Consider the following 13,080-nt stretch of genomic DNA (forward strand, 5'->3'; position numbering starts at 1 on the left):
TTGGCTCTCCAATTAACCGAAGGTGAAGGCGTAGGCTTGTACGCCGGGATCGAGGAATTCAATGTTGAAGGTGTGATCAGTCACGTTGCCGGACTGACGCACCAGCTGATACAGGCGCTGGCTGTCGATCACACCGCTGCCATCGGCCGCCACGTCACTGCCGTGGTTCTGGCCCGGCGCGGCGCCGTCGACGGTGACGCGGAAGCGCACCGGTTTGCCGTCCTTGGTCGGGCCGAGCACCAGGTGCAGGTCACGCGCATGGAAGCGGTAGACGATGCTGCCGTTGGCCTGCTGTAGCGTGATTTGCTCTGGCTGCGACAGCCAGTTGCCGGCCAGTCCCCACTGGTTGAGCGCTGGCTTGGCGGGCGCCGTGTACTGGCGGGCGGCGTTGGCGGCCTGGCGTTCCGGCGAGGCGAAGTTTTCGGTGCGCTCGTAGCCCAGATAGGTTTCGGGCGAGCCGACCTGGCCCATGTCGGACTGCTGTTGTATGCCTTTGGCGTCTTCGGCGCTGACCACCGAGCTGCTGACGTTTTTGTGGCCGGCTTCTTCCAGCAGTTGCTGGATCACCTGTTCCGAGCGCGCATATTCGCCTTCACCGAAGTGGTGGTAGCGGATGCGGCCCTGAGCGTCGATGAAGTAGTGCGCCGGCCAGTACTGGTTGTTGAAGGCGCGCCAGATGGCGTAGTCGTTGTCGATCGCGACCGGGAAGGTGATGCCCTGGTCTTTCACCGCTTTGCGCACGTTGTTGACGTTGCGCTCGAAGGCGAATTCGGGGGCGTGTACGCCGATCACCACCAGGCCCTGGTCGCGGTATTTGTCGGCCCAGGCTTTGGTGTAGGGCAGGCTGCGCAGGCAGTTGATGCAGGAGTAGGTCCAGAAATCGACCAGTACCACTTTGCCTTTCAGCTGTTCGGCCGTCAGCGGGGCGGTGTTCAGCCATTCCACCGCGCCGTTCAGCGACGGCAGCTTGCCTTCGACTGGCAGTGTAGGACCGGCCGCGCCCTGCGTCAGCGCGACGCGGGACATCATGGCGGGGCCGCCGCCTTCAGCTGGCCGCAGCGCATCAGCCGCACCGTCCCGCGCCGCCGCCGCGCTGCGCATCATCGCGCCACCGGCCGGCGCGTCGGCCTGAGCCTCATCGCGTGCGGCGGCAGCGCTACGCATCATCGCGCCGCCCGCTGGCGCGTCGGTCTGCTGCGGCTCGCCGCGCGGCGCCAACGTATCGATCAGCTTTTGCTCCACGCCCGCCGTGGCGACGGTCGACACGCGGGTCAGGATGCCGGTATCCGCACCAGTCGCAATCGCCGCCACGCCAGCCAGCATGGACACGCCCAGACCGCGACGAATCCACTCACCCGCGCCCAGCGAACGCTTCATCGCGCTGAAGACCTTACCACCCACGAGCAGCGCCAACGCCAACGAAGTTGCCGCACCCGCCGCATAGGCCAGCAACAGCAAGGTGGTGCCCACGCTGGCGCCATTCAGCGCCGCACCGGTCAACACCAGACCCAACACCGGCCCCGCGCACGGCGCCCACAGCAAACCGGTGGCCACGCCCAGCAGCAGCGACGAACGCGCACCGCCAGCCGCAGAGGCATCGCCATCCTGCGCCTTGCTGGACAACTTATCGCCCAACGCCACCAACGGCTTGGTCAGACGATCCGCCAGATGCGGCAGCATCAAGGTCACGCCAAAGAACGCCATCAACACCAGCGCAATCCAGCGGCCATACTGGTTGGCCTGCACCACCCAGCCACCACCGACCGCCGCCAGCGTCGCCACCAGCGCAAACGTCAGCGCCATGCCGACCAACAGCGGCAAACCGCTACGCACAAAAGGCTGCCCGGTCCGCGCAAACACAAACGGCAGCACCGGCAGAATGCAGGGACTCAGTATCGTCAACGCCCCGCCGAGATAGGAAAGCAGTATCAGTAACATGATCGATTCTCCTTAAGCGTCGCCAGGGACAAAGTTGAGCGCCACACCATCGATGCAGTAGCGCAGACCGGTCGGCTCCGGACCATCGTCAAACACATCGCCCAGATGGCTGCCGCAGCGGCGGCATTGCACCTCAACGCCATACAGGCCGAGCGAAGTGGTACGGCTGGTCAGCACACCGCGATCCAGCGGCTTCCAGAAACTGGGCCAGCCGGTGCCGCTATCGAACTTGTTCTTCGACGAGAACAGCGGATTCTGGCAAGCCGCGCACTGGAACTTGCCGGCGCGGTGCTCCTTGTAGAGAGGGCTGGTGAATGGCCGCTCGGTGCCATGCCTGCGCAGCACCTCGTACTGGGCAGGCGTCAGCAGCGAACGCCATTCAGCGTCGGTATGGGTGACTTCCCACGCGGCGGCCGGTGTGGCCATCGTGCTGCGATAGGCGAGACCGGCCAGCAGAGCGGCGCCGCTGGTCAGCATGAAAGAACGTCGGGATGTCATGGTTGCCTCCAAAGTGGAATAACGATGGAACCATTCTGCGCCCGCAATGCTGACAAAATCCTCACGTAAACTTAAACTAATTGTGATACTTTTCAGCCCCGGAATCCTGCACAATACCGAACATGGAAACCGCAAAACGAGTCCTCATCGTCGAAGATGACATTCATATCGCAGACCTGCTGCGCTTACACCTCCAGGACGAGGGGTATCAGGTCACCCATTGTGCAGACGGCACGCAGGGGCTGGCCCAAGTGCGCGCCGGTGGCTGGGATGCGCTCATTCTCGACATCATGCTGCCGGGCGTGGACGGCCTGGAGATCTGCCGTCAGGCGCGCGCGATGACCACCTATACGCCGATCATCATCACCAGCGCGCGTTCCAGCGAGGTGCACCGCATCCTCGGCCTGGAGCTGGGCGCGGACGATTACCTGCCCAAGCCATTCTCGGTACTGGAACTGGTGGCGCGCGTGAAAGCGCTGTTGCGCCGCGCCGCCGCCATGTCACGCAACCAGGCCGCGGCGGCCGGCGTGCTGGAACTGCATGGCGTACGCGCCGATCCGCTGACGCGTCAGGCGCATCTGCAAGGTAGCCTGCTGGACCTGACGCCACGCGAATTCGATCTGCTGTACTTCTTCCTCAAGCATCCCGAAAAAGTGTTCTCGCGGTTGGATCTGTTGAACCAGGTGTGGGGCTATCAGCATGACGGCTACGAACACACGGTCAACACCCACATCAACCGCCTGCGCGCCAAGATCGAATCCGATCCCGCCGATCCGGCGCGTATTCTCACGGTGTGGGGCAAGGGCTACCGTTACGCAAGCGGGCCGGCCGCATGAACCTGACCCTGTCGCAGCGGCTGTCGCTGGCGTTCTGCCTGTTGCTGCTGGTGTGCTGCGGCGCGTCCGCGTGGCTGCAGATCCGCGCCAACATCATGCACGAGAAGGAAGTGGTGCAAGGCTTGTCGCGCGACCTGGCACGCAGCATCGCCCTCGATGCGCAGCTGATGCAGGCCGACGAAGAAAGCGGCGCGCCGCAAGGCGCGGCCAGCGATGGCCTCGGCCCGGCCGCAGTGCGCCGCCTGTTCAGCAAATTGATGTCGGTGAATCCCAGTGTGGAAGTGTATTTGCTCGACATGGACGGCCGCATCGTCGGCCACGCCGCGCCTCAGGGCCACCTGAAGCGCGACCACGTCAACCTGGAATACATCCACCGCTTCCTGAATAACGAGCCGTTGCCTATCCAGGGCGACGATCCGCGCAGCGAGCGCGGTCGCAAGGTGTTCAGCGCCGCCGTGCTGCGCTCCGGTGAGCAGAAGGTGGGCTATATCTACGTCATCCTGCAAAGCGAAGAGCATGACAGGCTGGCGGCGCGCGCCACCGCCAGCTCGGTGCTGCGCACCACCTTGTGGTCGATGGCGGTGGTGGCGGCGCTGGTGCTTGTGGCCGGCTTGATCGCGTTCCGCCTCATCACGCGGCCGCTGCGCAAGCTCACCGCCACCATGCAGCAGGTGGACACGCGCGCCGATCAACTGACGCTGCCGGCGCCGCATCCCGGCGGTCCGCGTGATGAAATCGCGGTGCTGGAACAGGCATTTGGCGACATGGCGGAGCGCATCAACGATCAATGGCAAACCATGCGCCAGCTGGATAACGACCGGCGCGAAGTAGTGGCCAATATCTCGCACGACTTGCGCACGCCACTCGGCTCGCTGCATGGCTATCTGGAGACCTTGTCGCTGAAGGATGCCACGCTGAACGCGGCCGAGCGTCAGCGCTATCTGGAGATCGCGCTATCGCAAAGCCGTAAGGTGGGCCGGTTGGCGCAGGGCTTGTTCGAACTGGCGCGGCTGGAGCATGGCTCGGTGCAGCCGGAGCTGGAGCCGTTCTCGCTGTCGGACCTGATTCAGGACGTGTTCCAGAAATTCGAACTGCAGGCCAGCGAGCGTCAGGTGCGCCTGATGGCGACGCTGCCGCATCCGGCGCCGATGGTGCGCGCGGACCTTGGCATGATCGAACGGGTGCTGACCAATCTGTTCGATAACGCCATCCGTCACACGCCGTCCGGCGGCGAAGTGGAAATCGCCGTTCAGCCGGCGGCGCAGGGCAGGGTGGAAGTCACGGTCAGCGACACCGGCCCCGGCGTGCCGGCCGCGCTGCGCGACAATCTGTTCCGCCGTCCGGTGGCACTGCAGGGCGAATACCGCATCGGTGGTTTGGGCCTGTTGACCGTCAACCGCATCCTGCAACTGCATCGCAGCCGCATCGACCTTGTGAGCGAACCTGGCCTGGGCGCGGTGTTCCGCTTTACGCTGGACGCTGCGTAAGCGGCTGACGCCACTCGGTCAGATAGTGCTGCGGCGTTTTGCCGAGGATGCGGCGGAACATGGCGCTGAACGCGCTCGGGCTGGCGTAGCCCAGCGCCGCTGCGATCTCGCCCACGCTGTCACCCTGCGCCAGCCGGCCGAAGGCTTCGGCCAGATGCACCTGCTGCACCCATTGGCGGTAATGCAGCCCGGTCTCTTTCGGGAATAGCCGTATCAGCGTGCGCGCGCTGGCGCCCACGTCATCCGCCCACTGCTCGATATTGCGCGGGCTACCCGGATCGGCCATGATGGCCTCGCACACCGCCACCAGGCGCCGGTCACGCGGCCAGGGAATCGCGATCGGCACCGTCGCAGCAGCCGCCAGTTCGGACAGGATCAGCATCGCCAGATGCTCGCCACGACCGGGCAACGGATATTCAATCGGCTCCTCCAGCAGCGCCACAATCAATTCGCGCAACAGCGGACTGACTTCGATCACACGGCAGCTGTCGCCAAATGCCTTGGCCGCCGCCGCCTCGACATAGATGGTGCGCATGGTGACCTTGCTGATCGAAGTCCAGTGATGCACCACGCCGGACGGTATCCACAGCGCGCGGCGCGGCGGCAGTATCCACATGCCGAAGTCGGTCTTCACCCGCATTAGCCCCTGGGTGGCGTACAGCAGCTGCGCGCGCTCGTGACTGTGCGGCTTGGCGGTGACGCCGTGTTCCTCATCGCGGGCGAGGGCGGTGACCACGCGCGGCACGCGCTGATAGTCGCGGTGGTCGATGCTGCGTTGTGGGGTTGGCATTGTCACTTATTCGACGAAAGTTGGAATATCAAGCTTTGCCAACCATATTACACTCAATCGTCCCAAAATAAAGATTAAACATCATGACTACTGCCGCTATCAGCCGTCCTCACGGCGAAACCGTTATGCAGATTCTTGGCGCGGTCGCGCTGGTTCACCTGCTGAACGATCTGACCCAGGCTATGCTGCCTTCGATTTATCCGATGCTGAAGTCCGAGTTTGGCCTCAGCTTCACCCAGGTCGGCCTGATCACGCTGACCTTCCAGTGCACTGCCTCGCTGCTGCAGCCGTGGATCGGCTTTTACACCGACAAGCGCCCGATGCCTTTCCTGCTGCCGATGGGGATGGTGGCCACGCTGATCGGCGTGTTGATGATGTCGTTCGCGTCTTCGTTCCCCGGCCTGCTGGTGTCGGCGGCGCTGATCGGCGTCGGTTCCTCGACTTTCCACCCGGAGGCTTCGCGCGTGGCGCGGGCGGCGTCCGGCGGCCGTTTCGGCTTCGCGCAATCGCTGTTCCAGGTGGGCGGTAACGCCGGTTCGGCGCTTGGTCCGGTGCTGGCGGCGGCGGTGATCATCGGCCGTGGCCAGGGCAATATCGCCTGGTTCGCGGTGGGCGTGGCGGCCGCGATCGCGGTGCTGGTGTACGTGAGCCGTTGGCATACGCATCATCTGGCGCAGCCGAAGAAGGCGGCCGCCGTTGTGGCCTCGCCGTTGTCCAAGGGGCGCGTGTATGGCGCGCTGACGGTGCTGGCGCTGCTGGTCTTCTCCAAATACATCTACATGTCCAGCCTGACCAGCTACTACACCTTCTACCTGATCGACAAATTCGGCGTGTCGGTGTCGAACGCGCAGATGTATCTGTTCCTGTTCCTGGCGGCGGTGGCGGCCGGTACCTTCATGGGTGGCCCGATTGGTGACCGCATCGGCCGCAAGCGCGTGATCTGGATCTCGATCCTGGGCGCGGCGCCGTTCACGCTGGCGCTGCCTTACGTTGGCCTGTTCTGGACCGCGGTGTTGAGCGTGGTGATCGGCTTTGTGATTTCGTCGGCGTTTTCCGCCATCGTGGTGTTTGCGCAGGAACTCATGCCGGGCAAGGTGGGCATGGTGGCGGGGATCTTCTTTGGTCTGATGTTTGGCGTCAGCGGCATCGGCGCGGCGGCGATGGGCCATCTGGCCGACATCAACGGCATCGGCTATGTCTACAACCTGTGTTCCTACCTGCCGCTGCTGGGCATCCTGACGGTGCTGCTGCCGCATATCGAGCAGCAGCACAAATAAGCATCAGGCGTCGATAAAGCGCATTTTGAAGTTGCGGCCTTTGATGGTGCCAAAGTCGCCGCCCAGCGGATTGCCTTTGCTGAGGTTATCAAAGGCATCGTAAGCGACGCGGCGGTCGATGGCGACGTAGGTCTGGAATTCGGTCACGTTGATCTTGCCCACGTGTTCCTTGGTCAGGCCCGCGTCGCCGGTCAGGGCGCCCAGCACGTCGCCTGGGCGTACCTTGTCCTTTTTGCCGCCGGAGATCACCAGCGTCATCATCGGCGCCGGATCGACGGCGTAATGGCCTTCCTCATCCAGGCTATCCAGGTCGTACCATTCGACCGGCTGGCCCTGATATTCCTCGATCAGCTTGACCCACTTCTTCTCGTTCGGCGCGCACAGCGACAGCGCCATGCCGCTTTCACCACCACGGCCGGTGCGGCCGACACGGTGGATGTGGACCTCGGTGTCCTTGGAGACGTCGACGTTGATCACCGCTTCCAGATTCGGGATATCCAGGCCGCGCGCGGCGACGTCGGTGGCCACCAGTACAGAACAGCTACGGTTGGCAAACAGGATCAGTATCTCGTCGCGCTCACGTTGTTCCAGTTCGCCGTACAGTGCCAGTGCGGAGAAGCCTTGTTCGCGCAGCGATTCCACCAGTTCGCGGCACTGTACCTTGGTGTTGCAGAAGGCGATGGCCGATACCGGCTTGTAGTGGCCCAGCAGACGCGCCACGGCGCTGTTACGCTGGTCGAAGCCGATTTCGAAGAACAGCTGTTCGATCTTGCTGTTGTCATGCTGCGCTTCGACCGTGACTTCGACCGGATCGGCCAGGAAGTCGTCGGTGGCGCGGCGGATATCGTCCGGGTAGGTGGCCGAGAACAGCAAGGTCTGACGGCGTTTCGGGCAGGCGCTGACGATGCCGGCGATTTCATCGTAAAAGCCCATGTCGGTCATGCGGTCCGCCTCGTCCAGCACCAGGGTGCTCACCTTGGACAGGTCCAGCGTGTTGCGGCCCAGGTGGTCGCGCACGCGGCCCGGGGTGCCGACGATGATGTGGGCGCCGTGTTCCAGCGAAGCGATCTGCGGCCGCATCGGCGAACCGCCGGTCAGCACCAGCACCTTGACGTTCCCGGTGGAACGCGCCAGCCGGCGCAATTCGTTGGCCACCTGGTCGGCCAGTTCGCGGGTAGGACACAGCACCAGCGCCTGCACCGCAAACCAGGCCGGATTCAGCTTGGCCAGAATGCCGATGCCAAAAGCGGCGGTTTTGCCGCTGCCGGTCTTGGCCTGGGCGATCAGGTCGCGGCCTTCCAGCACCGACGGCAGGCTTTGCGCCTGGATCGTGGTCATCTCCTTGTAGCCGAGCGAGTCGAGGTTGGCCAAAAAGTCGGGATTCAGCGGCAGGCTGGCGAAGGAGGTGGAAGTCATGGTGGCGGACCCTGTTATAAAAGGATGTGGGCACAGTCTAACAGGCTAATGGTAGCCTGGCCCACTGTGCTGGTGGTGTGTGGAAGCTGTACGGCTGCTGTGCCGTATCAGTCACGCTTCCAGATCGGCAGACCGGTCAGGTCGAGATTATCGTCGCGGACCCAGATCGGCAGCCCGGTGGTGTCGGTTGGCTCCAGCAGCAGCATTTGCTCTTGCTTGAGCGAGGGACGCCGGGCGCGCGGCGGCGGCGGACGCTTTGCTTCCGGTTCGAGCGGCGCGGCCGGTTCAAAGCCGGGCAGGTCGAACGTAGCGTTATCTTTTTTATCTCTCATTGGGCAAAAAACAAAAGCCCGGCTGTGTTAGTCGGGCTTCGTTAGTATTACTTAATGCGCGCAGTGTAACACAAAGCGCAAACTCAACGGAAGCTCAGCGCCCCGGTCAGATCGCCCGGAGGCGAGGCGTGGCGGGCGGCGAAGGCTTCATTGCGGTGCTTCAGACCCTCCAGCAACGGCAGGTCGTGCAGGCGGCTGATGAAGCGCATGATGGAGGTGGTGTCGTAGAAGCTGTGGTCGACATGGCCCTTCTTCGCATACGGCGAGATGACGATGGCCGGAATGCGCGAACCCGGACCCCAGCGGTCGCCCTTGGGCGGCGCCACGTGATCCCACCAGCCACCGTTTTCGTCGAAGGTGATCACCACCAGCATGTTCTTGAACTGTGGGGACTTCTTCAAGTGCTCGATCACGTTGGTGATGTGGGCGTCGCCGGATTCGATGTCCGAATAGCCGGCGTGCAGGTTCAGATTCCCCTGCGGCTTGTAGAACGCCACGGCCGGCAGCTTGCCGGCCACCGCGTCGGCGATGAATTTATTCGAGATCGGGCTATCGCCCAGGCCACCGTCGCGCAGATGCTCTTCGCGCGCCTTGGTGCCCGGTGCGAACTGCTGGAAGTAGTTGAATGGCTGGTGGTGGTACTGGAAGTTAGGCTTCTCGCCACCGCCGCGCGCGTCCAGCGCGGCCTGCCACGCGCCGCCGTACCACGCCCAGCTGATCTTTTTGCGCGACAGCAGATCACCGATGGTGTCATAGGTTTGCGGCGGCAGCGTGCTGGCGTCTTTCGGATCGGCGTGCAGCGGATCGCCGTCATAGGCCGCGCGGATGTAGCTCGGCTGGTAGGGCGGGGCCATGGTGTTGACCGCGTAACCGTCCGGCGTGATGGCGCCGTTGTTGACGAAGTGCGGCTTGCCGTCCATGGCCGATGCCGGCGATTCCTTGGCTACCGACAGGCGAATGCCGGTCGGGCCGTCGTCCAGCACCGCGATTTTCTTTTTGGCCGCAGTGTCCTTGGCGTTGAAGTATTCCGGCACGCGGCCGGAGATCAGGAACTGGTGGTTCAGGTAAGAGCCGCCGAAGGCCGCCATGAAGAAGTTATCGCACAGCGTGTACTGTTCAGCGATCTTCCACAGGCCGAGGTTCTTGCTGGTTTCGCCGTAGTGGCCCATCACCAGACCGCCGGAGTCGCCCCAGGCCACGAAGCCATCGTTCTTGCCGCCGTTGATCTGCAGCTGGTTTTGATAGAACACGTGCCACAGGTCGCGCGTGATCAAGCCCTCCGGCAGCGGTTTGCCTTCGGTGTCGACCAGCTTGAACGGGCCATTTGGCAGACCTTTGATGTCGTCCTCTTTGAGTACGTATTGTTTACCGCCGATGTCCTGGGTATTGGGCACGATGCCGCCCCATACCTTGGGCAGCGCCGGCAGCACCGAGCCATCGCGGTCGCGCTGCACGCAGGCGCTGGCCGGCGCCGACGACAGCGGGTTGGCGGTGCCGGGGAAGTTGGAGAACAGGTTGTTGAAGCTGCGGTTTTCCAGATAGATCACCACCACGTTCTTGATGTTGGCTTTGATCTTCTCGTCCAGCGAGCCTGTCGCTGCGGGCTTGGCTGGCGCGGCTTCGGCCAGCGTTGGCAGCGTGGTGGCCAGGCCGGCGGCGCCGGCTGCCTGGAAGATGCGGCGGCGCGAAGGATTGGCTGGGGCATCATCGTGTGCCTGTTGTTCTGCTAGCTGTTCTTGATCCTTCACGCGGGCCTCTCTGGGAAAACTAAAAATCCAATTGTGACAGCTTTGCAGAGGATTGGGTATGCGCTGAAACCAGATTCACTTGGCGAAAATATTTATCGATTGCGATATAATCGCATGAGTGTTATCGTGCTTTTAACGCACTAAAGGAGTCCGTGATGAAAATTCTTTACCTGATTGCATTGAGCCTGACGCTGCCCGCCTGGGCGGCGCCGGCCGAGAACGCTTGCGCAAATGGCTTGTGCGGCGCGAGTGGCGTATCGCTCAAAACATTGGCGGCCGCCGCGCCCGAAGAAAAGCCGGCAGCGGGCGGCTTGCGCGAAGAATTGCGCCGCACCGAACCGCAGCGCGACGCCTGGAACCGCAATCTTGGCGTCCGCGAAGACCGCGAAAACTACAACTGCGCCCTCAGTTTCGGCGTTGGAGGTCAGTTGAGCAAGGACGGCTTCGTTGGCTCCCGCGTGATGGGCCAGACCCAAACCTGGCGCGCCCCGGCCAACAGCGATAGCAAGCCCTAGTCCGGCCCAGCATCAGGTGCGCCATTTGCCCTTGCGCGCCAGTTCCAGCACGGCATCCGCAAACGCTTGCGGCGCTTCCTGTGGCGGGTTGTGGCCGACGCCGGCAAGCTGCCGGTGCTGGCGTGGCCCGCTGAACTTGGCGGCGGAGGCGGTGCCGTCGGTGGCCTTGATCACGCCATCGGCCGTGCCATCGATGGTGATGGTGGGCGCGGCAATCTTGGGCAGCGTGGCGAGGAAGGCTTCGGTCTCTTCATAATCGGGATAGCCCGGCGCGTGGCCGAGACGGTGGCGGTAGGAATGCAGCACCACCTCCACATAGTCCGGATTGTCCCAGGCTTGCGCCGAGCGGTTGAAGGTCGGCTCGTCGAAATGCCAGGTTGGCGAATTCCCTTTCCACATGATGTGGCCGATGTCCTTGCGGTTGGCGCTCAGGCCGGCGCGGCCGCGCTCGGTCAGGAAGTAAAACTGATACCAGAAACCGGCTTCCACCGACGCCGGCGCCGGCAGGTTGGCCTTGCTGATGTCCTGGATCAGATAGCTGTTGACCGAGACCAGGCCGACGCAGCGGCTGGGCTTGAGCGCGGCCGCGACGCAAGCGGCGCGGCCGCCCCAGTCGTAGCCGGCCAGCACTGCTTCCGGGATGTGCAGCGCGTCCATCAAGTCGATCAAGTCCTGGCCGATGGCGGCTTGCTGGCCCGAGCGCGGCGTGGCATCGTCAAGGAAACGGGTGCTGCCGTGGCCGCGCAGGTGCGGCACGATGACGCGGTAGCCTTGCTTGGCAAGCTTGGGAACCACCTCAACAAAACTGTGGATGTCGTATGGGAAGCCGTGCAACAGTATGATGGGATGGCCGTCTTCCGGTCCCGCTTCGTGATAGCCCACCTCCAGCACGCCGGCTTCGACTTGCTTGGTCGGCATGACGACCAGTTTTTTCGACGCGGGAGGTGTCACGGCCGCCAGGGCCAGGCTGTCCAGCGATAAGCCCGCAGCGGCACCAGCGGCCGCGCCCAGCAGGAAGCGGCGGCGTTTCAATGTGTTCATACAGGAATTCCTTCTGATGATGAGGGCGCCAGCCGACGCGCTATGTCCAGTTCGCGCATCAGCTCGGCTAAAGGGGGAATGTCGGCGTCGCGTTCGATCATGGTGGCGACTGGTCCGACCAGCGTCATCACTTGCGCGTACAAAGCCCACACGGCGGGACTCACGCTTTGGTCGTGCGTGTCGATCAGAATCTCGCCGGGGGTGTGGCCGGCCAGATGGATTTGCCGCACGCGCTCGAACGGCAGGCCGTTCAGGTAATCGTTGAGCTGATAGCCGTGGTTGATGGCGCTGACATACATATTGTTCACGTCCAGCAGCAGATTACAGCCGGTGCGTTGACACATGGCGGCAAGGAATTCCCATTCGCTCATCTCGGCTGGCTCAAACAACAGGTAGCTGGACGGATTTTCAAACAGCATGGTTCGCCCCAGCGCTTGCTGGGCGCGGTCGATATTGTTACAGACGATGTTCAGTGCCTCCTGCGTGTAGGGCAGGGGCAGCAAGTCGTGCGAGTTGAAGTTGTTGATGCGCGACCAGCTGAGGTGGTCCGAAACGAACAGCGGCTCGATCTCGTCGACTAGCGCGCGCAATCGCTGCAGGTAGTCGGCGCGGATGCCGTCGGCCGAGCCGATCGACATCGACACGCCGTGCAGTGCCACCGGATGGCGCTCGCGCACCTGGCGCAGGATATGGCGCGGCTGACCGCCAGCCACCATGAAATTCTCGGAAATGACTTCGATAAAATCAACCGCCACCGGCGTCTGCGCGTTCAGGAAGTCACTGTAGTGCTCCTTGCGCAGGCCGAGGCCGAAACCGGAAAAGGTGCTCATCGCGTGGTCTTGGAAAAATGAGGAACCGCCCGGCGCACATGCTTGCGGACCGGGCGGACGTGGGAGTTATTTTTTCTTCGGCTCGGTCAGCGTGCCGCCGGCGGCCAGGCACTCGCTCTTGGTCTTGACCAGGACGCCTTCACCTTTGCAGTTGTTCAAGCCTTTGCAATCGTTCTTGGCGGTGGCGCACAGGCTGGTGCCCTTGCAGGTGTTGATGCCGTAGCAGCGGCCTTTGGGCTCGGCGGCGGCGGCCGGTTTGTCGGCGGCGTCGACGTGCGCGGCTGCACCGAGGGCGCTGAGGGCCAGCAGCATCGAAGCGGCGGCGCGGGCGGAACGGGAAGTGGTGTTCTGAGTCATGGTGTTCTCCTTGGT

Annotated in this window: 13 protein-coding genes; 4 read left to right on the forward strand and 9 right to left on the reverse strand. The window is 63.3% G+C overall.

The genetic code is table 11. The features are described 5' to 3' along the window. Positions 1-12: 12 nt before the first annotated feature. Positions 13-1,938 carry a cytochrome c biogenesis protein DipZ gene (locus GJ699_RS24590; protein WP_154381317.1) on the reverse strand — a complete coding sequence of 642 codons (1,926 nt, stop codon included), beginning with the start codon at positions 1,936-1,938 and terminating at the stop codon, positions 13-15. 12 nt (positions 1,939-1,950) lie between these two features. Next, entirely contained in the window at positions 1,951-2,436 is a 486-nt protein-coding gene (msrB, locus tag GJ699_RS24595; RefSeq protein ID WP_154381319.1) for a peptide-methionine (R)-S-oxide reductase MsrB, read from the reverse strand. Between the two features lie 122 nt (positions 2,437-2,558). Between msrB and GJ699_RS24600 the strand changes: the two genes are divergently transcribed. Beyond that, positions 2,559-3,272 carry a response regulator transcription factor gene (locus GJ699_RS24600; RefSeq protein WP_154381321.1) on the forward strand — a complete coding sequence of 238 codons (714 nt, stop codon included), beginning with the start codon at positions 2,559-2,561 and terminating at the stop codon, positions 3,270-3,272. Next, the gene (locus GJ699_RS24605) at positions 3,269-4,759 is read left to right on the forward strand and encodes a sensor histidine kinase (RefSeq protein ID WP_154381323.1); all 1,491 of its coding nucleotides are present in this window, start codon (positions 3,269-3,271) and stop codon (positions 4,757-4,759) included. Before GJ699_RS24600 ends, GJ699_RS24605 begins: the two co-directional genes overlap by 4 nt. On the opposite strand, the gene GJ699_RS24610 is transcribed toward GJ699_RS24605, so the two are convergent. Further along, positions 4,740-5,549 (reverse strand): AraC family transcriptional regulator, encoded by an 810-nt coding sequence (locus GJ699_RS24610; protein WP_154381325.1) that lies wholly within the window; start codon positions 5,547-5,549, stop codon positions 4,740-4,742. The genes GJ699_RS24605 and GJ699_RS24610 overlap by 20 nt on opposite strands. 125 nt (positions 5,550-5,674) lie before the next feature. Here GJ699_RS24610 and GJ699_RS24615 point away from each other — a divergent pair, with 125 nt between their 5' ends. Continuing rightward, positions 5,675-6,826 carry an MFS transporter gene (locus GJ699_RS24615; protein WP_154381529.1) on the forward strand — a complete coding sequence of 384 codons (1,152 nt, stop codon included), beginning with the start codon at positions 5,675-5,677 and terminating at the stop codon, positions 6,824-6,826. A gap of 3 nt (positions 6,827-6,829) precedes the next feature. Here GJ699_RS24615 and dbpA read toward each other — a convergent pair whose 3' ends face one another. The 3 genes from dbpA to GJ699_RS24630 form a co-directional block, all read right to left on the reverse strand. After that, on the reverse strand, positions 6,830-8,242 hold the full coding sequence (gene dbpA, locus GJ699_RS24620) for an ATP-dependent RNA helicase DbpA (protein ID WP_154381327.1): 1,413 nt from the start codon (positions 8,240-8,242) through the stop codon (positions 6,830-6,832). Between the two features lie 107 nt (positions 8,243-8,349). Further along, positions 8,350-8,574: a hypothetical protein gene (locus GJ699_RS24625; protein WP_154381329.1), complete on the reverse strand. Its 225-nt coding sequence runs from the start codon at positions 8,572-8,574 to the stop codon at positions 8,350-8,352. Between the two features lie 83 nt (positions 8,575-8,657). Next, complete coding sequence (locus GJ699_RS24630) at positions 8,658-10,322, reverse strand: acid phosphatase (RefSeq protein WP_371867657.1); 1,665 nt, start codon at positions 10,320-10,322, stop codon at positions 8,658-8,660. A 155-nt stretch (positions 10,323-10,477) separates the two neighbouring features. Here GJ699_RS24630 and GJ699_RS24635 point away from each other — a divergent pair, with 155 nt between their 5' ends. Beyond that, positions 10,478-10,837 (forward strand): hypothetical protein, encoded by a 360-nt coding sequence (locus GJ699_RS24635; protein ID WP_154381333.1) that lies wholly within the window; start codon positions 10,478-10,480, stop codon positions 10,835-10,837. A gap of 12 nt (positions 10,838-10,849) precedes the next feature. Here the strand turns inward: GJ699_RS24635 and GJ699_RS24640 are convergent, their stop codons facing one another. From GJ699_RS24640 to bufA2, 3 genes are all read right to left on the reverse strand, one after another. After that, positions 10,850-11,878: an alpha/beta fold hydrolase gene (locus GJ699_RS24640; RefSeq protein WP_154381335.1), complete on the reverse strand. Its 1,029-nt coding sequence runs from the start codon at positions 11,876-11,878 to the stop codon at positions 10,850-10,852. After that, entirely contained in the window at positions 11,875-12,708 is an 834-nt protein-coding gene (gene bufB, locus GJ699_RS24645) for an MNIO family bufferin maturase (RefSeq protein ID WP_154381337.1), read from the reverse strand. Before bufB ends, GJ699_RS24640 begins: the two co-directional genes overlap by 4 nt. 66 nt (positions 12,709-12,774) lie before the next feature. Further along, entirely contained in the window at positions 12,775-13,065 is a 291-nt protein-coding gene (gene bufA2, locus GJ699_RS24650; protein ID WP_154381339.1) for a BufA2 family periplasmic bufferin-type metallophore, read from the reverse strand. Positions 13,066-13,080 lie beyond the last annotated feature (15 nt).

This window comes from Duganella guangzhouensis (assembly GCF_009674535.1).
In the GTDB taxonomy this organism is placed as follows: Bacteria; Pseudomonadota; Gammaproteobacteria; order Burkholderiales; family Burkholderiaceae_D; genus Rugamonas; species Rugamonas guangzhouensis.